Origin of the sequence: Anaerobutyricum hallii DSM 3353 (assembly GCF_000173975.1) — a bacterium.
Lineage (GTDB): Bacteria > Bacillota > Clostridia > Lachnospirales > Lachnospiraceae > Anaerobutyricum > Anaerobutyricum hallii.
On the sequence record NZ_ACEP01000033.1, the window covers coordinates 24,129 to 44,297 of the forward strand.

A 20,169-nucleotide genomic window follows, 5' to 3' on the forward strand; every position below is an offset into this window, starting at 1 on the left:
GGATAAATCTACCGAACAATTTTGGCACTTCTATAACGGCTAAGACACGCATATAACTCCTGCTTTCTTGGTAAAACAGGATGACCTCCTGAGCAACTGGCTGGTATAATTGCTTCCATTCCTCGTTTTTCTATGATTGTATACATTCTTTCTATTATATGCTGAATATCTTCTTCAGCTTTCACATTATCAAGAATCCAGCTCATCATATGTGCAAGTGCTGTTGTCTGCCCATTTTCTGAAAGCTGCTCTAAATAGCGGACATCTATTGCCTCTCTGTCAATCAGAACGGTATCTGTTCCCATTGATTTTATTTTCCGTCTGCCCGGCTTTACCGGTTTTAATTTGCGGGAAAATGCCGGGACTGTGATTTCATTTTCTGGGTACTGCCCTGCAATTCCACATTCCTCGCAAATAGATTTCGCTTCTTTTGTAACGTCTTTTACTTTATAATGATCCATCTGTAAGACGAAATCTGCCACAGATAAATAATCTCCAGAACTTCCTACTACAATAACGAAAGAAATTCCCAGTGTTCTATAAATTCCTCTTATATGACGAAGCAATGTTGTAATTGGCTCTTTTTCGTCAGATACTAATCGTGCCATCACCTTATCACGAATCATAAAGTTTGTCGCAGACGTATCCTCATCCAGCAATAAAAGACCTGCTCCCGCCTCAACTGCCTCGATAAGATTCGCCGCCTGAGAAGTACTTCCACTGGCATTTTCTGAGGAAAAATCTGTAGTGTCCTGACCTGCTGGAAGGTGATTGATAAACATAGATATGTCTGTGTGCAGCACATTTCTTCCGTCCTCGGCACGAATTTTCATTCCGCTATTATCTGCCACGACATACTCTCTGCCATCCCCGCAAATATGATTGTATACACCCTGTTCCAACGCCTTTAACAAAGTAGATTTTCCGTGATATCCACCACCGACAATAACCGTGATTCCTTCTGGAATACCCATTCCAGTGACCTTTCCCTTATGTGGCAGTTCCACCTCTATTCTCATAGATTCCGGCGAAGCAAATGGAACTGCTCCACGCATTGGCCGGTCGGAAACTCCGCTCTCTCTTGGCAAAACAGCTCCGTCCGCAACAAATGCTGTAAGATTTCTCTTTTTTAATTCTTCCCGAAGGACTTTCTGGTCATCTGCAAGGAAAATCGCCTGTTCCAGATATTTTTTATTTTTTGTATCCCAGTTTCGATAGAAAAGCGTATTTTCTGCTAACTGTGGCAAAATATCAAATACTAACTTCTGCATCTCTTTTGCCAGAATCGTTCTTCCTCTTGCTGGAAATCCCATCTCAAAACGAAGTTCCATTTTCTCTTTAGAAAATACAACTGCAATCCTTTCTTGCACTGTCTGGTTCGCTGGACAGATCGTGATTCTTCCACTTTTACCAGAACCCATAAAGCCCTTATCAATCTGTCTTAACTCATATAAAAATCTCCGCAACACCTGATCTTCTAAGGCTAAGCGGCGATGCTTTTCCTGGTAATATTCTTCTGGAAACCCATGCCTGTCCCTCTTTACTTCAAAATGAAGTCGGGATGGAGAAGCGAATGGGTCTCCCTGTACATGGTCGATATACAAAATGTAATTGCCGAAGCTATAACTGCCTCCGAGCGTCTTATACATTCCATAACTTTTATGGTCAATTTTGATGAGTTCTTTTTTTAAATCTTCTTTATTTTTCATTGTTATTTCCTTATTTTACTTTGCATTCACAGTTATTCTTCTGATATTTTTAATAGCATCATTTTTATTCAATCATGACTATAATTCACTTGATTTAAAGAAATAAAAATACTGAGATTCCAACGCCCCGGACAACAGCCGGTTCACTCCAATCCAGTCTCCAAATGCCGACGTCGCACGTTTTGGCAGATAATTAGAATCTAATAAAAGGTATTTCTTCGTCTTTTTATTATAATCGGAAATGGAAACATAATGTCCCTGCACATGGACAATGGCGGTATCGCCTGCCTTTAATTTCTTCTTCAGCACGTCAATACTTCCACTTGCCCCATCCCATGCAAAACCATATTTTTGTCCGTATTTCTTCGCTGCTGCCTTAAAGATTCCATCATCCGTTCCGCTTCCCACAATACGATAATTCTTTTCTACCGCATAATTGGCAAGTTCCATCACGTCCATATACTGTCCGTTTAACGCATAAACTGCATTCACTGTCGCAAGAATTCCACAGCCTGCCGTTCCCATACAGCCTCCGCCACCATACGGAGTCGCACACCATTCTGGATCGTACTGAGTAAATATAAATGGTTTCTTTGTGTTACTCATTTTCTGTGCTGCGTGAATTCGCCAGTGAGTTGGCTGTGTGCTTCTGGATTTTTCTAAAGTAAATGCTAATTCAGTATTGCTCTGCTGTTTTGCATTTTTCGATGAAGTATCTGCCTGATTTTCTTCACCGCTATTCGCCACTTTCAGTTCTTCACTGTTTTTCGCTGAGTCACTCTCTTGAGAATCTTCGCTATTTTCTTTTGTATCTGTAATCTGTCCCAGAAAATACTTACTTTTCACATTTTGAATGGAAAATGCTCCATTTAACCGCTGTAACTGGAACAGCCCATAAGTCTTGTCCGGCTGCTTCGTCCAGCAAACAACATACTTTCCGACACTTCCTTTTTCCGCCTTTTTACTCGCCGACTTAAAGGTTACGGCAAGATATTTTTCAGTTTCAACATTTTGAATATAATACTGATTCTGTGTCGTATGCATTATTTTAAATGTATACTCTGGATAAGCTTCCATCGCGGACTGATTTTTACTTCCCCCGTTTTCATCATCCTGATAGCCACATCTAAATTTGTAAATGCCATCTGCTAATGTCTGTTTTTCACGCCCATCATACAAAAGTGTGTTAGAAAATGCACTTGCTGTCATCCAGCCAATCTCATAATGATCCTTTTTATCACAGATAACCTGTCTGTCTCCGTCTACTTTGCTGATAACAATTACACCACTATATTTTTTTATCGTTGTCTGTACTTTAGAATAACTTCTACTTGTATAAATGTACATGTGATCTCTGACTGTCGCATATACATTTTTATACTTTGGATTTACGACAAAAGTATTAAGAGAAAACCATCCTGTACCAGATCTTTTTCCACTTTTGTAATTGCCGTAAATACCATTTTTACTTACTTTATATGCTTCTATCGTAAGATTATTTCCTGCTACTTCTTCTTTTTTATTCTTTAAATTCTCATCACTATAAACTGCAACTTTTCCATCCTGTATAGATGTAGCTGTCACCGGTTTCTGCTCCATGTCGTAAGGGAATGCCGCCTCTGCCTTTTTCCCGGCACAGAGCAACACCGCTATACAAAATAAAGAAGCAAATACAATTCTTTTTATATTCATAAATAAAATCTCCTACAATTTTAAATTCGCCAGTGCATCTGCCAAAGCGTTATTCAACGGCTGTTTCTCCTCTTTTTTCATCTTCTTCATATAATTTGCCACATCTTTCTTTGAAACACCCGCTCCCTCTTTCTTACGGCGGTTTTCAAATGCCTGCATGGATTCTTTATGCCCGCAGGAACAGACAAACTTCTGCCTATCTTTCGCCCCGACTAGCTCCATCTTTTTATGACAAACTGGACAGCGGGCATTGGTCAGTCTGGAAATACGCTCTTTGTAGCCGCACTCTCTATCCTGGCAAACATAAAGTTTTCCCTGTTTTCCGTTTACTAAAAGAAGTCGCTTTCCGCACTCTGGACAGATTTTATTTGTCAGATTATCATGACGGAATGTTCCTGTTCCATTCTGAATCTGCTTCATCAGTTCTTTTGTATATGTTGCAATCTCACGCATAAACTTACGGTCACTTGCCTTGCCTTTTGCAATCGCAGATAACCTTGACTCCCACTCTGCGGTAAGTTCTGGTTTCTTCAAATCTTCTGGCACAAGGGCTAAAAGCTGTTTTGCCTTACTTGTAATAAAGATTTCATTTTCCTTTTTTTCAATAAGATAACTGCCAAAAAGCTTGTCAATAATGTCTGCTCTTGTTGCAACAGTTCCGAGTCCACCTGTTTCCTGCAATGTTTTCGCTGCTTTTGCATCTTTTTGCTGCATATATTTGACTGGATTCTCCATCGCCTTTAACAAAGTTCCCTCGGTAAATCTTGCCGGTGGTTTTGTCTTTCCTTCCGTCTTTTTCAGTGAAAAATCTCTGATTACTTCACCCTCTTTTAAAGCAGGAAATACTTTGCCACTCTCATCGCCATCCGGTGCTGTTACTTCCTTGTATCCTCTGTTTAAAGGTACATTTCCCTCTGCAAAAAATGTCTCGCCCTCACATTCCAGTGTGATTTTGGTCTGCTCGTATTCATATGGCGGATATAAAACGGCAAGAAATCTTCGTACAACCAAATCAAAAATCTTTCTCTCATCCACAGAAAGCTGTGCTAGAATCACTGGCTGCTCTGTCGGGATAATCGCATGATGATCGGAAACTTTCTGGTTATTTACAAAAGACTTTTTCGGTGTGATTTTTCCTTTTAACACTGTATTTGTGAAGCTTCTGTACGGACCGACCGCAATCGCCTCCACACGCTCTCTTAATGTCTCTGCCACGTCTGTTGTCAGATAGCGGGAGTCCGTTCTTGGATAAGTCAGCACCTTATGATGCTCATAAAGACTCTGCATAATATTTAAAGTCTGCTTTGCTGAAAAACCAAATCGCTGATTCGCATCTCTTGAAAGATCTGTAAGATCATAAAGACCCTCTGCCTGAGAAGTCTTCTTCGTCTTTTTCACCTCAGCAACAACCGCTGTTTTTCCAGAAAGATTCTTATAAATCTCCTCATTTTTCTCCTTAGAAAATGTTGCTGAACTTCCTGACTTCTTATCTTTCCATGTAAAAGTAATGCCCTTGCCAGTAAGCTGCAATCCATAATAAGGTTTTGGTCTAAAATGCCTGATTTCCTCTTCTCTTGCAGCAATCATCGCAAGAGTCGGAGTCTGTACTCGCCCACAGGAAAGCTGTGCATTATATTTGCAGGTTAATGCTCTTGTCGCATTAATACCTACCAGCCAGTCCGACTCCGCTCTCGCCGTTGCCGCATGGTAAAGATTCTCATACTCCTTCGCATTCTTAAGATGAGCAAAACCGTCACGGATTGCCTTATCCGTCACAGAAGAAATCCATAACCTCTTCAACGGTTTCTTGTTCCCTGCCTTCGCCAGAATCCATCTCGCAACCAATTCTCCCTCACGACCGGCATCTGTCGCAATGATAATCTCTGCAACATCCTTTCGTTCAATCAGGGACTTCACTGCCTGAAACTGCCCTCTTGTCTGAGGAATCACTACTAACTTAAAACGCTCCGGCATCATCGGAAGATCTTCCATTCTCCATGTCTTCAACTTCTTATCATACCCTTCCGGGTCCGCCAGTGTTACCAGATGTCCCAATCCCCAGGTGACAATGTATTCATTTCCTTCAATATATTTCTTCCCCTGCTGTTTACAACCGAGCACGCGGGCGATGTCACGGCCAACGGAGGGTTTTTCTGCGATTACTAACTTTTTCATTTATATAATCTCCTATATAATTTCCATCTTTTATCCAAAATAACACGTTTAACCTTTAGTATAACATAAAATTGCAATTTTGTGGCAGATAGATGCTCCCCAGCCAAAGCACAGCCCGCTGGAAAATAAATAAACCATATTTGTGACCTCGGAGCAAAGTTGGATGTGAACGCTTTTATGCGAACATTCAACCTGCAGCGACTAAAGTCACAAATATGCTTTATTTATCTTCCAGCGGGCGTCTGCCTTGTCTATTTGGTTTAACTCAAATCACAGGCCTCTCTTCTTCAGCACCCTCTTTTCTACGTTATAGAACACCACTTGGTCAATGAGGATTCCCACCACCACAATGACAACCATTACTAACATAACCTGGTTAATATCTGCCAGATTTCGTCCTGTCATCAATGTCTGTCCAAGCCCAATGGATGTTGTCATTACTTCGCCGCTCATCAACGCTCTCCACGCAAATGACCATCCCTGTTTCATTCCCGATATTAATTCAGGGAGACTTGCCGGAAATATGACTTTCCAGTAAATCTGCTTCTGATTTGCTCCCATTGTGAGGGCTGCTTTTTTATAAATTGGAGGTACATTTAATATTGCATTGTCTACGGCGATTGCCATGCTGAACGCCGATCCCATGATTACTACGAAGATGATTGCTGTTTGTGTAAGTCCAAACCACAAGATAGAAAATGGTACCCAGCAGATGCTTGGTAATGTCTGGATTCCCATAATCAGTGGTCTTAAGTTCCTATGTAAAAAAGAAAAATGGTTGATTAATATTCCGATTACTGCTCCGATTATAAGTGAAAGAATGTATCCGATCGCACCTCGGAGAATACTGTTTCCAATTGCAGCAAGTAATGTTCCCTGCTTCATCATTTCCACAAAGGAATTCCACACACCGACCGGGGATGGCATCGCATATGCTTTCCATATTCCAAGTCCGTCAACACCTGCCACATAGAATATCTGCCACAAAATGATGATTCCAAGAAGGAACAGTATTTCCCCTGCTATATTGGATTTTCTTATTTTTTTCATTAATAATCCCCTCCCTGTATCTCTTCTAATATTTTATGGCGATATGCGATAAATTCTTCATCATAGACATGTCTTGGTCTTTCCAGATTAATTGGCACAATATTTCTGATGCCGCCATTTTCTCCTGACATTACCACTACTTTGTCACCAAGATATACCGCCTCTTCAACGCTATGTGTAATAAAAAATATTGTCTTGTGTGTCTGCATCCAAATGTCCTGTAATTCTTTTCTTAAATGATTGGATGTCTGTTTATCAAGTGCAGAAAATGGTTCATCCATCAAAAGGATATCTGAGTCCATCGTAAATGCTCTCGCCAGGGCCACCCTCTGACGCATTCCGCCAGAGAGCTGATGTATTGCGTAGTCTTTATATTGTTCTAACTGCATCATCTTCAAATATTTTTCTGCCCGTATTTCCTGTTCTTCCTTCGGAACTCCATTTATTTTCATTCCAAACTTTATATTTTGGATAACATTCAGCCACGGAAACAGAGCATGTTCCTGAAACATCACTGTCCGTTCTGAACCCGGGCCTTTTACTTCTTTTCCGTTTAAAAGAATTCTTCCTTCTGTCGGAGCTTCTAATCCTGCAATCAGGTTAAGCAGTGTACTTTTACCACATCCGCTTTTACCAACTACACAAAGGAATTCTCCCGGCTGTATTTCAAGATTTATATTTTTTAAAGTGGCCTGACCCGTATTTTCAAAAGTCTTTCCCACATTTTCTAATATTAATGCCATGCTCTGTCTCCTTTTAAATGTCTGATATACGCAATAGGTACTATAATTTCTGGATGATTAAAATTATTTTACTTCCGTAATAAAGTCATCGGAAGGTTTCTGGTCAATGAATTTTTGTTCAAGGGAAATTGCTGCAAAATCATCCACTGCATCTTTATTTACCTCTGTTGAAATGGTTAATTTCTGAAATGCCGTCTGTAAAATGTCCTCACTTAATGATTTACCTGTTGCCGCATTAATCTCGTCATTAATAATTTTTGCCGCCTCATCTGCATTTTGATTAATTTCATCCGTTGCCGCTTCATGCTGCTTTAAAAATTCTTTCACTAAATCAGGATGCTCTTTTAAAAACTCATTTCTTACAACAACCACCGCTACCGGATAATTACCTTCCATGTAGACTCCATTGTAATCTAACACAATCTCCGCACCATTTTTCACAAGTGTAGAACCCCACGGTTCTGGTACAAGCGCCGCATCTATATTTCCCTGATCCATCATATTCTGAATATCCGCATTTTCTACAGCGGTAACAGTGACTGTTCCGCCTTCCTCTACTGTCTTTAACCCATTATCAGAAAGAAGTTTTAACAGGCACAAATGCTGTGTATTTCCAATTTGCGGAATGGCTACTGTTTTTCCGTCCAAATCTTTTGCTGACTCAATCTCTGAACCCGGTGCCTTTACCAGTTCTGCTCCTGCCTGAGACGCTCCTGATATAATACTGACATCTCCTTTTGACTTAACATTTGCACTGATTGCCGGAACTGGTCCAATGTATCCGATATCAATATCTCCTGAAAATAATGCCTCTACCTCCGATGGTCCTGCGTTAAAAGAAGTCCATTTCACTTTTGCTTTTCCATCAAATGCTTTGTCGAGAGTTCCCTGTGCTTTCATATAAAGAGCCTGTGCATGTGTTACATTATTAAAATATCCCACATTAATTTCTGTTGTTTTATCAGCATCTTTTTTCGTTCCGCCGCATCCTGCAAGCCCTGCTACCATTGCTGCGACTCCGGCTATCACAAAAATCTTTTTTAGATTCCATCTCTTTATGCTTCTTTTCATATCGAATCAACATCCTTTCCCTGTTCTAATTATCTATCAGCATTTTTTATATCCTTTCCGTCTATCTTTGGTTAAGTGCTGATTTTTACTTATCTCTGTGTTATTTTTTCTGTCTGACATCAGCTTGTTTTTCCTCTCACATGTGTTGTATTTATCTTATGTGAAAATACATTTAACAACAACACGATTTTTTGATAACGTTTTCTATCTCATAATATTGACTTTTTTTCTTGTTTTTTTTATAATTTTTTCATGTATACATGATTTTATAATTTATTTTTCAAAATATTTTTGATAACGTTATCAGGAGGTTTTTATGTCATTAAAAGAAATTGCCCACCGAGCCGGTACTTCAGTATCCACCGTTTCAAGAGTCTTAAATCATCCAGATTATAAATGCAAAAATCCAGAACTAGAGGCACGTATCTGGGCTGCTGCACAGGAAATCAGCTACACACCAAATACTGCCGCACAAACATTAAAATCCGGAGCACCTCAAATTAAAACCACTCCCCTCACTTTCGATATTTTTCTGACCCGTTTTCCCTCACTTTCTCAGGATTTATTTTTCAGCGAACTTTTTGAATCTCTGAAAAAAGAACTTCTACGTCAGCAATGTGTTCCCGGAAAGTTTCTCACCCTCCCGGAAGTCACTTCCATGTTAAAAGAAAAATCCTATTTTTCAGTAACAGACACCCACGCTGATGGAATTATCCTTCTTGGAAAATGTCCTGCTGAACTGATTTCCACTTTACAAAATCATTATCACAATATCGTAGGAATTGACCGTAACCCGACAAACTTTGATTATGACGAAGTAATCTGCAGCGGAACAACTGCCGCCGTCACTGCCATGAACTATCTCATCTCTCTTGGGCATAAAAAAATCGCCTACATAGGCGATTGCTCCTATGAGGCGAGATATATTGGTTATTATCAATCTTTAATTTCGCATAATTTACCTTTAGACTACTCTAATATTTATCCAACCAGCCAAACCAGAGAAGAGGGCATGAAAACAATGGAACTTATCTTACAACGAGAAGAACTTCCCTCCGCCATTTTTTGTGCAAATGACAGCACTGCTCTCGGCGTTTTTGACTGTCTGCAGCGCCACCGCAAAAAAGGCTACATTCCTTCCGTTATTTCCATCGATAACATACTGGAATCTGAGCAGACAAAACCTATGCTCACCACCATTGATATTCCCAAAAAAGAAATGGCTCACCACGCAGTAAACCTGCTCCTTGACCGGATACATAACCAACATAGTAATGCGGTGCGGATTGAACTTCCATGTAGGTTGATTGTACGCGAAAGTTGTTCCTATTGTGGGCGATAACTTTTGAGTTTCCTACCAATGCACTACTACTGGATAGGTGGATTCAATATTGTTATAAATTTTCTGTACTGCGCTTCTCGGTGTATTTACACAGCCGTGAGAACCATCGTATGTGAAGATTCCTCCACCATAACTTCCACGCCAGGATGAATCATGGATTCCGACACCAATCTGAATAAATGGAAGCCAGTAGTCTACATGGGAGGCATAGCCCTGGCCAGTTAAAGTATAATCTGTTGTTTTATAAAGGATATAATAAACTCCTGTTGGGGTTCCATGTCCCTTGCTGATATCACCAGTTACAACATCTGTGGATACTAAAGTTTTTCCATTTTTGTAGAACCACATATGCTGCTCACCTAAGCTTACTTCTACATAAGTACTGCCGATATCAAACTTTTTACGGCTCTTTGCTCTGTGAGCATATTCTGGTTTTATCTTAACAGATTTACCCTTTTTAATTGTTTTAACAAGGTTCTTTGTTTCCGCTTTCTGATCAATTCTCCATCCGTAAGTACCGCCACTGACACTTACCTTATTGCCGCAGATGGACGTAAAATTTCGTTTTATTCCAACAGTATCGTATTTATCAGCAAGTTTTTTGATATATTTTGCGGCCATCTCACTGTGAACTTTAACCTCATGTTTATCTGTTTCATACAGCCATTTGCTGATTTTCTTTCCCTTAAGTTCTTCAGTACGATCATCAAAGTCGTATGTAATTGTTTCCTGAACATATTTGTTCATCGTTTTATTTGCTTCTACGACTTCCTTTGTATCCTTCTTATAAGCAGGATTTTTATAGCAGTCATTTTTTTCTATATCAATGGATTTATCCATATTTAAGATTGCTTCTTTTAAAAGTGGTTTCAGTTTTTTCTTCTTTACCGTATTTCCGTAAACTTCCGGCACAATACTATAGCTGTTTGTAGCTTTATCATAGGTAGAATATGCATCAACCGGTGCAACTACCATATCTTTATTAAATGCATTGAGATTATTATATGTATCATTAAATGCTGTATCGTCCATTGTCAATGTAATCGCATCTCTATAATCCTGAGACTGGAATAATGCAGTAATCCATGCATAGCCTTTCTGCTGTGCTTTAATTCCCTCAAGCTTTCCATCATCCTTAAATGCAAGATTTACCTGAGAAAATGAAATACTTTCCTTTTTCTTATTTCTTTCCTTAATTGTAATCTTATAGGCTTTGATATCTTCCTTTATCATTTCTTTTGTCTTTGAAACACTTCGGAAACCACAGGAATAACCATTCACTTTTGTTCCGATAAAATAATGATATTGAAAAAATACAGAAATAGCCGCATACAATAAAATAACAACAAGTACAGCCAGGCCGATTTTTTTCTGTTTGTTCATTTTTCTTTCCTCCTGTTCAAATTTATGTACTCTCGGAATCTTTTTATGCTTGATTTGGTGAGAAGATTTTTTGTCAGTTGTTCCCAAATTTTTGAGGCGTACGCGATGCATACGTTGATGAAATTTGGGTGCGGCTGTCGGAAAATCAGCCACAAAAGCAAGTGCAGGAAATACTCCGAGAGTACATATTTTAATAACTATTGAAATAACTATTAGATATAGTTTTTTGAATATCAATCGTATTTCCAAACTGTCAAATTACCTGTCCGTTAAATATATACGAAATATTCTCGATATCCCACAGTCTCCTAGTATAGTTCATTTCTCCAGCAGAAACAAGAGGGAAAATTGCTATTTAATTCATTAAGTAACAGACGCCCGAGAAGAGAGAAGATATCCTATATTTGTGACTTTAGTCGCGGCGATTTAAATGCTCGCTTTATGCGCTCGCATCTAAACCTTGCTCCGAGGCCATAAATATAGGATATCTTCTCTCTTCTCGGGCTGTCTTTGGCTGGATTTTGTTTGAATTAAATAGTGGTTGTGAGGATTTGGGGGAGAGGGCAGAAGTTTTCTGCTTACTCTCAGAATATTGTAGATGGATATTTTTATCTAAATTGAAACGGTAGATATTTTAGAAGAACAGAAGTCCACTACTTGCTCTGACATTATTGAAATATTACGGTGATAGTCATTAAAAAATCCAAATCATACCCTCTATTCCCAGTCATTCTCGAGTAAGCAGAAGACATCAGCTTCTGTCCCCCAATCCCCCCTCCTGTTTAATTCACCTTCTCCAGCAATGGCTTCGCCTGTAGTTTGTCTAATGAATTAAATAGTAATTCTGTATACATTTTGACGCTATATTTCTTTTGTGCTATACTGATTATTAATAAAAAGGGAAGTCGGCTCTATTAGAGCCTATGGGGGCAATATTATGAAAAAGACGATTAACAGAATTATGAACTCGTATATTCAGTTCTTTAAAATAAAGAATTTAAACGTTCAGATTGTACTGACAGACGATATGTATACCTGTCAGAAAAAATATGGATTTAATAAAGAAGACTCTCAGACTCTTGATGAGGCAACTGCCCGCAAAAACTGGAAGCATGTAGCTGCCTGTATGAAATATCCAAAGCATATGAACGAGCCGTTTACACTGATTTTTAAGGAACCATATTTAAGACGTTCCCCACTTTGTGAAGTATATCGTCTTGTCTTCCATGAACTGACACACATTTGTGATTATAGAGACTATGCCCGACTTAATCACCTGACTTCCTACAGACAGTTATTTGATGACCCGGAAACAGTATTGTTCCAGCACTGGTCTGAGTATCACGCAGAACGCCGGGGCTATGCCGCATGGCTGAAACACCGCTACGGTATTCGCGTTAAATACGACATTAACAATAGTAAAGTTGATATCTTACATAAAGAAACAGTAAGTAATATTCAGTATTACGGCGAGCATTACACCAACACCGCCGAATACGGCTCTACCCGCCAGATTTATTTTACAATGCATCTTCTGGCTCGTATGAGTATCTGGATGCAGATTCTTCCTTATCAGATGAGTGATATTTTATCGAAAGACCCATTTGATTATAAGGGAATTGAGTGGATTAAGAAGCTGATGTATCTTTTCCATAAGTATCCGAATATTGATCAGATGAATGATCATTTTATGGAGATTGCTAAGATTGTTGCGGAGAATTTTTCACTTTCCAGAGAGGAAATCTGGGAAAAAGTTTCTTGATAAATTCTGATTTGCCGCAGGCAAAGGAGACTCCCCCAAAGAGAGAAGGAATATAACGATGGAATTTTTAGATATAAGAGATAAAAATGGGAATCCCACAGGTGAAGTAAAAGAACGTTCCTTAGTTCATGCCGATGGAGATATTCATGGAACTTCTCATGTATGGATTGTGCGGAAAAATGAAAAAGGCAGTTATGATTTGCTGTTACAGAAACGTAGTGAAAATAAAGATGCATTTCCAGGATGCTATGATATTTCTTCTGCAGGACATTTACCAGCAGGTCAGGATTATCTTTCTTCTGCATTAAGGGAACTGGAAGAAGAACTTGGAATTAAGGCAAAGCCGGAGCAGCTTCATTTTATGGGACTCCATGAGGGATGTTGCGAGGAAACATTTTATGGCAAGCCTTTTAAAAATCACGAAATCAGTCATGTTTATTTGTATCAGGAACCTGTTAATATAGAAGATTTAACCTTACAGAAAGAAGAAGTTCAAGAAGTATGCTGGCTTGATTTTAAGGAATGCTGCAAAAAAGTAAAAGATGGAGATAGAAAGTATTGTCTGTTTCCAGAGGAACTTTTGATGATAAAAAAATATTTACAATTCTATTTAAAATAAAAAAAACGCATCGACGTCATCAATATGACTCGATACGCACCATATAAAATCTGCAAAGCAGTTAAAGGGGAAAATTAAGATTTATATTTAAGGTCTCACCGCAATGGCTCAACTCTTCTTTTCAACGTTTCTTATTATATAATATTTTTCTTTTTTTTCAATTCACAATCTTCACAAAAAAATTTAGTTTTACTTCTTTTTTGTTAGGCGATTTCACATCCTATTGAAGTTTATTATCAAAATTGCCCTCAATTCCTGCTTTTTATCTATTTTTATTGTATTTCTTTTTCTTAACCTCATGTCAAAAAAATTTCTATTTATGCCCGAAAAATAGCCGAAGTCACCGCATTATCCTCTATTCAAACTGATTTTCTTTTGTTATAATAAAATAACAGAATTTAAGTTGGGAGGGAAGCAGTATGCAACATATGACGTTAAACAAGATTTCTATTGAACACATTACACTCGAACATATCGGTTTTGTTCATCACGGATTCGGCGTTGACTTACCTGATTATCTTCTGTAAGAGTCGTTTAGTTTTATTAAAGGAAACGGAACCGAAAGAAGGCATTATGTAAAACTACTTCGTATCACTGCACGATAAATGCTCAACCGCATCTATCGCTTGCTAGAGCGTGTTATTACATAATGCCTTCTTTCGATTCCTGTCTTTAACAAATTACTATTTAATACTCTTCAATGCCACCATTCCGCCTCTCTTATACATACCCGTATTCCAAAGTCTTTTAAAATCAACAGACAGAGCTTCTCCATATGTATGATAATTTAAGTAAACTCTTTCTTCTAAGTTGATGCCTTCTTTAATTTTATTTTTATTCATTTCATTTGCCTGAATGGAAGCTGTGTGGATACAAGAATTTTTTATTTGACGCTGCTGGACTTCTTCTTTTTCTGTTTTATATCCTGTTATACAAAACCAATGCCAATTCAGATCCTTAAATTCCTTATCCCGATGACGAAGCATGAGATAAATTACCGGAAGATTTCTCTCGATTGCTTTTTTCACAAATTTCTCAGCTTCTTCATATGGTTTATCCCCATCTAGAGTCTCAAATTCAGCCCCATATCCACAATCCTTTAAATATTGTCCACACCCATCTGTAAACATAGAAAGTTTTGTGACTCCTCCGACTCTTGGATGAATATAGGGTTTCATTTTCATGGAGAAGTCCACATATTCTTTTCTAGTGAGATTTAATGCATCGCCGGGATAACATTTTTTCAGACCATAATTTCTCGCCAGGCAAATAGATAAATCGCAGGCAGCTAATGCACCACAGCCGCCAAGATACATCCAGAAGTCTGTGCACCATTCCTGATTGCCGCCGGGGGTTCCTTCTATCTGAAAATAATCAATATTTTTTTCTTGTTTCATAAAGTATTCCTCATTTATTACTTTTCCAACTTCTATATTTTCTTGTTATTTCTCATATAGTCTTTATTATGTATACAATAGCTATTAACCAGTAGTTCTTAAACTTATCTTAATTATAGCTGGTCTTTTATATCAGATGTAAGATGACGCACATCTTGCAGAAAGCATTTTTCAAACACCCTCTAGTAATTACGCTTAATACTATATTGATTAAATCACATAATCAATTCCGTTATTGCCACGCTCGCCACCGCTCCTGCTATCGTCGCAAACATCGCTCCCGGTAAAGTCCAACGTGTTTTTTTTATATTTACACTCATGTAGTAAATCGTAATTGTATAGATTACCGTCTCTGTACAACTCATCATGATTGAGACAATCATTCCAAGCCTTGAATCCGGACCATATTCTTTAAAAATATCAAGGACAAAGCTGACCGCTGCCGATGAAGAAAATATTCTTACAATAAATACGGGAATAACTTCTACTGGAATGTGCAAAAGCTTTCCTGCGGGAGCAAGCAGTTCTGAGAAAGAATCTAATGCTCCTGATGCACGAAAGATTCCTATCGAAACGAGTAATGCTATCATTGTCGGCGCGATTTCAATAACAATCTGAAAACCCTCTTTTACTCCCTTTAGAAAGCTTTCATATACATCGGTGCGATTAAAGAAGCCATATACAACAATATAGAACATGGTAAATGGCACGATAAAATCCGAAAAATAAAGAAGAAACTTCACTGTATCCATCTCCGTTTCTTCTTATTTTTTCTATTATATTTCTTTCCATTGTATCTTGTTATTTCTATTATTTTAATGAATACAATTCCTGCTATGGTAGAAATCATTGTCGCACAGATTGCTGGAAGTACAACCGCGGCTGGATTCACGGAACCGTACTGGCTTCGATAGGCAATCATGTTAATTGGAACAAGCTGCAGCGATGAAATATTCAAAACAAGAAAAGCACACATCATATCAGAAGCTCTGCCCCCGCCTTCCTCCAGCTTCTGCAGCTCTCGCATCGCCTTAAGCCCAGCTGGGGTCGCCGCCCAGCCTAGCCCAAGAATATTAGCTGCCATATTAGCCGCTATGTATTCATTAGCTTTATGGCGGGGTGGTATGTCTGGAAATAGCCAGTGGATAAAGGGATACATTGTCTTTGCAATCTTTTTCATAAGACCACTCTTTACCGCTATTTCCATCATGCCGTTCCAGACACCGATAACTCCAAGCATAAAAATACATAAATTCACCGCCTCTGTTGAAGATGAAATAAAACTTTCTGTTATCTGCCCCATTGTGCCATGAAATGCCGCAAAGAAGATTCCTCCGGCAATCATAATCACCCACAATATATTCAGCATAAACCACTCAAACTCTCTCAACCTTTTTCTTCATTATATTGTTCCTGGCTTGTACGGTATGCTTCCATATCAAAGTAACCAAACTGATTCTTAACGGTATGTTTAATCTGATACATCGCAAAATCCGCATACTGCATAAATATCTTGCTGTCTGTCGTATCCTGTATGAATGTCCATTATCTATCTTTTATACACTCTAGGAACTCTCTTTCCTACATCACAAACAAATTCATAGTTAAAGCTTCCGGCAAGGTTCGCCATATCTTCAACACTGATATAATTATCCCCGTCTTTTCCAATCAAGGTAACGATATCTTCAAGCTTCACATCTGGAATATCTGTAATGTCTACCATCATCTGATCCATGCACACTCTCCCGACAATCGGTGCTTTCTGTCCGTGAATCAATACCCAGCCTTTGTTAGAAAGACTTCTTGCATATCCATCCGCATATCCAACAGATACTGTAGCAAGACGGCATGGATGTTCAACAATATAAGTCGCTCCATAACTTACACCTCGTTCCATCTCTGGCTCCATAATATTTACTACATGAGAATACCAGCTCATGGCCGGTGTCAGATCTAAATTAGAGAAATCCACTTCATCAGAAGGATACATTCCATAAAGAATAATACCCGCCCTTGCCATATCATAACGATGGTCTTCATATTCCATGATAGCGGCACTATTACAGATATGTTTTACTGGAATTTCAATTCCCGCTTCATCAAGTAACTGAACAAAATGATCATATCTCTCCATCTGACTTTCTGTGTATGCCTTATCTGTCATATCTGCACAGGATAAATGGGTAAATAACCCCTCAATCTTTATATTGGGCAGCTCTGCAATCTGCTTTACAATCGCAAGCCCTTTCTCATCTGGAGATAAACCGATTCTTGTCATTCCGGTATCTAATGCGATGTGAATTCTCGCCGTCTTTTCTGCCTTTACGGCAGCTTCAGACATTGCCTTAGCCGTATCATAGCAATAAATCGTCTGATCTACACCATACTCCAAATTCTTATAATAAAGAGAGGGGGAATTATAGCCAAGAAGCAAAATTGGCTGTTTTAATCCAGCCTTTCTCAGTTCTACTCCCTCATCAATTGTAGCAACACCAAAATAATCTGCAATATCATTTAAATAATGTGCTACTTCCACTGCACCATGTCCATAACCGTCAGCCTTTATGACAGCCATAGTCATCGCATTATCTCCTGTTTTCTTTTTGATATTTATATAATTCTCCCTAATTGCTTTTAAATCAATTTCACAATAGGTACGCAAGTATTCTTCCATTATGTTTGTCCTCTTTCCCTTACTTCTACAGTAATCCTGTAAAATCATACTTTACTCAGGTTACTGTACATATCTATATTATGTCACATTTGGTATACTTATAAATGGGCGCAAAACACCCCTTATAAAAAAGTCTGTAAACAAATAAATTCTACCACATTTTTTCCTATTGTGAAGTTTTTTATACAGAAAAAATTCGGGAAATATAGCATCTCCCGAATTCTTTCAATTATTTCACTTTTACTATTTTACTTTTACTATAATTACTTTCTTTTTTCCATCACTGGTCTTTACAGTAATTTTACATTTACCTTTTTTCAAGGCCTTAATAACACCTTTTTTTGTTACTTTGGCAATCCTCTTATTGGAAGAGCGATACATAATCTTAGCAGTAGAAGATGCTGGAATCTTCTTGGCTTGTATTTTATATTTCTTTCCCTTCTTTAAAGTAACTTTTGTCTTCTTCACTTTTAAAGACTTTGTTTTTATTGTTTTCTTAACTGTAGAACCTGAAGCTGGCTTCGTCTCTGGCTTCTTTTCGGATGTTCCCGGCTTCGTATTTGGCTTATCTTCAGAGCTGCCTGGTTTCGTATTATCCTCTTCATCAGAACCATTTACTTCTATCACATACTTGCTCACATCTGGAACTTTTGTAATACTTGACCAGTACAACTCAGAAATTGTTCCATAGTTATCCTTGATTTCCTTACCGTTTAGCAATGTCCGATTGGATGTCTTAGCAAGCGTTACCCCATCTGCAATTGCTTTTCCCGCAGTAGCACCTGTTTTTGGTATACTGCTGCATCCACCTTGTGCATAAACATTTTTTACAGAAACAGTACCATTACCGCTGATAGCATCTGCGCCATCATCATATGTACCGTTACCGCCAAATGCAATTAATGTTCCCTCACCGGAAATACTTCCATTATCTAAAATAATTCCGCTGCCGCCTACGGATGTTGTTGCAATATATCCTCCACCAAATGCCGCTACTACGGAATCCTTTTTAATATCTAAAGAACCATTCTCAATACGGATCGCTGGCTGACCGGAAAGGCTTTTTCCTGTTGTTTCATCCTGTCCGGTTGCTGCTTCATCTCCCTTTACAAATACCTGCCCATCTACGGTAACCTTTCCTTTTACAACAATAACAGGATTCGTATTCTGTCTGATGATATGTCCATTTGATATAAAATTGGTGTTAGAATAAATAGATGAATTTTCTAAAATTGCTCCATCATTTAAAATCAACTGTCCATTAATTGAAGAACCTGTGAGAAACTGACTGCCATAATCATCATAGTTTGATGAGAACTTACCGCCATTTTTCACTTCAATATTTCCATGAATAGAAGAATCACGAAGAACAAGCTTTCCGCCATTCTCTACAACAATATTTACGCTGCTGAAAACTTTCATATTTACAAGAGTAAGATTACAGCCATCTGGAACAATCAATGTCTGTACTGGACTACCATCTACAGCATAACCAAGTTCTCCATAAGTTCCACTTGTATGAGAACCGTACCATGCTTTAATATCCTTTGGTACCGTAACGGTTTCGTTCTCTCCACCAAAAGAAGCGATTGCCCATGGCTCCATATCATACATATACTTTCCATCCGCTGTCTGCTTACAATTCTCAAGTTTAAGCTGCTTTGCAAGTACTTCTGTACGAGTATAAACTTTAAAATTCAGCTCATTACTTGTCGCAGTACGACCGCTCTCATCCGTTACTGTTACACTAATTGGATAAGAGCCGGCTTTTAACGGTTCCCCTGATAAAGAAAGAGAACTGTCGTGGACAGAATAAACACCTTCCATTCCGCAGGCTTCTGTATCAATATTTATCTTTGTTCTGTTCTTATTTACTGTGATTACTTCACTTAACGGCTTCCAGTCGCTGTTCTTCGGCTCCTGTCCATCAGGAAGAACTGCTGCTTCAACAATCACATCACTATTTTTATTTGTCGTAACAGAAGTAGAAGCTCCACTGATTGCATCATATTTCTTCTGTCCTTCTAAAGCACTTTCAAAGCTTCCTCGTATTCTTACATGAAGCGTATTAATTCCATCAGAAGGTCCTGAAGGAGTCTCTGCATCTGAATCTGTCTTTTTAACAGTAAATGTATCTGCTGTTGCCTTTATCACACGTAAGTACAGCGTTTCATATCCTTCACTCTCAATCGTGAGAATATTTCCACTCTTTAACATGCCGTCAGAAGAACCATCAAAATAAAGTTTATTTTCATCTGTATTTCTGTAGTATGCTTCTCGTCTCATTAAAGATAAACGAGAACTTGCTTCTTCCCACTTTGTTTTATTTACAGAAACACTTTTTATTCCTTTGACATAGTCAGGTGCATCCGCAAAAGAAAGACTCTGAAAATCATAAACTACATTTTCTTTCATTGCTTCTACATTGCCGACACTGGCAGAATTTGCAGAGTTTGCCGCAAATGAAGGAATAAAGGATAATGCAAGTAAACACACTCCCAAAACTACACTAGCTAATAAATTTCTAACCTTCCTATTCATATCCGGTTTCT

15 protein-coding genes are annotated in these 20,169 nt (G+C 38.4%); 3 read left to right on the top strand and 12 right to left on the bottom strand.

Going from position 1 to position 20,169, the window contains the following annotated elements:
• Positions 1-8: 8 nt before the first annotated feature.
• From EUBHAL_RS02545 to EUBHAL_RS02570, 6 genes are all read right to left on the bottom strand, one after another.
• Positions 9-1,709, bottom strand: a complete 1,701-nt coding sequence (locus EUBHAL_RS02545; RefSeq protein WP_005344506.1) for an ABC-ATPase domain-containing protein — start codon at positions 1,707-1,709, stop codon at positions 9-11.
• A 78-nt stretch (positions 1,710-1,787) separates the two neighbouring features.
• Positions 1,788-3,401: a C39 family peptidase gene (locus EUBHAL_RS02550; protein WP_005344507.1), complete on the bottom strand. Its 1,614-nt coding sequence runs from the start codon at positions 3,399-3,401 to the stop codon at positions 1,788-1,790.
• A gap of 12 nt (positions 3,402-3,413) precedes the next feature.
• Entirely contained in the window at positions 3,414-5,576 is a 2,163-nt protein-coding gene (locus EUBHAL_RS02555; protein ID WP_005344509.1) for a DNA topoisomerase III, read from the bottom strand.
• Positions 5,577-5,846: 270 nt separating this feature from the next.
• Positions 5,847-6,626 (bottom strand): ABC transporter permease, encoded by a 780-nt coding sequence (locus tag EUBHAL_RS02560; RefSeq protein ID WP_005344511.1) that lies wholly within the window; start codon positions 6,624-6,626, stop codon positions 5,847-5,849.
• A complete protein-coding gene (locus EUBHAL_RS02565; protein WP_005344513.1) occupies positions 6,626-7,369 on the bottom strand; it encodes an ABC transporter ATP-binding protein in 744 nt (247 codons plus the stop codon). Before EUBHAL_RS02565 ends, EUBHAL_RS02560 begins: the two co-directional genes overlap by 1 nt.
• A 63-nt stretch (positions 7,370-7,432) precedes the next feature.
• Complete coding sequence (locus tag EUBHAL_RS02570) at positions 7,433-8,440, bottom strand: aliphatic sulfonate ABC transporter substrate-binding protein (RefSeq protein WP_005344515.1); 1,008 nt, start codon at positions 8,438-8,440, stop codon at positions 7,433-7,435.
• A gap of 316 nt (positions 8,441-8,756) precedes the next feature.
• On the opposite strand from EUBHAL_RS02570, the gene EUBHAL_RS02575 reads away from it, so the two are divergent.
• A complete protein-coding gene (locus EUBHAL_RS02575) occupies positions 8,757-9,782 on the top strand; it encodes a LacI family DNA-binding transcriptional regulator (protein ID WP_005344517.1) in 1,026 nt (341 codons plus the stop codon).
• A gap of 12 nt (positions 9,783-9,794) precedes the next feature.
• Here EUBHAL_RS02575 and EUBHAL_RS02580 read toward each other — a convergent pair whose 3' ends face one another.
• A complete protein-coding gene (locus tag EUBHAL_RS02580) occupies positions 9,795-11,165 on the bottom strand; it encodes a L,D-transpeptidase family protein (protein WP_044921631.1) in 1,371 nt (456 codons plus the stop codon).
• A 937-nt stretch (positions 11,166-12,102) separates the two neighbouring features.
• On the opposite strand from EUBHAL_RS02580, the gene EUBHAL_RS02585 reads away from it, so the two are divergent.
• Both EUBHAL_RS02585 and EUBHAL_RS02590 read left to right on the top strand, forming a co-directional pair.
• The gene (locus EUBHAL_RS02585) at positions 12,103-12,927 is read left to right on the top strand and encodes a hypothetical protein (protein ID WP_005344520.1); all 825 of its coding nucleotides are present in this window, start codon (positions 12,103-12,105) and stop codon (positions 12,925-12,927) included.
• 58 nt (positions 12,928-12,985) lie between these two features.
• Complete coding sequence (locus EUBHAL_RS02590) at positions 12,986-13,546, top strand: NUDIX hydrolase (RefSeq protein ID WP_005344522.1); 561 nt, start codon at positions 12,986-12,988, stop codon at positions 13,544-13,546.
• A 683-nt stretch (positions 13,547-14,229) separates the two neighbouring features.
• Here EUBHAL_RS02590 and EUBHAL_RS02595 read toward each other — a convergent pair.
• The 5 genes from EUBHAL_RS02595 to EUBHAL_RS02615 all read right to left on the bottom strand — a co-directional run bounded on the left by EUBHAL_RS02595 (position 14,230) and on the right by EUBHAL_RS02615 (position 20,158).
• On the bottom strand, positions 14,230-14,943 hold the full coding sequence (locus tag EUBHAL_RS02595; protein ID WP_005344524.1) for a hypothetical protein: 714 nt from the start codon (positions 14,941-14,943) through the stop codon (positions 14,230-14,232).
• A gap of 215 nt (positions 14,944-15,158) precedes the next feature.
• Positions 15,159-15,695, bottom strand: a complete 537-nt coding sequence (locus EUBHAL_RS02600) for a spore maturation protein (protein WP_005344531.1) — start codon at positions 15,693-15,695, stop codon at positions 15,159-15,161.
• Positions 15,683-16,312, bottom strand: a complete 630-nt coding sequence (locus EUBHAL_RS02605; protein WP_049940621.1) for a nucleoside recognition protein — start codon at positions 16,310-16,312, stop codon at positions 15,683-15,685. Before EUBHAL_RS02605 ends, EUBHAL_RS02600 begins: the two co-directional genes overlap by 13 nt.
• 180 nt (positions 16,313-16,492) lie before the next feature.
• On the bottom strand, positions 16,493-17,617 hold the full coding sequence (gene alr / locus EUBHAL_RS02610) for an alanine racemase (protein ID WP_044921634.1): 1,125 nt from the start codon (positions 17,615-17,617) through the stop codon (positions 16,493-16,495).
• A 243-nt stretch (positions 17,618-17,860) separates the two neighbouring features.
• Positions 17,861-20,158, bottom strand: a complete 2,298-nt coding sequence (locus EUBHAL_RS02615; protein WP_005344541.1) for an Ig-like domain-containing protein — start codon at positions 20,156-20,158, stop codon at positions 17,861-17,863.
• Positions 20,159-20,169 lie beyond the last annotated feature (11 nt).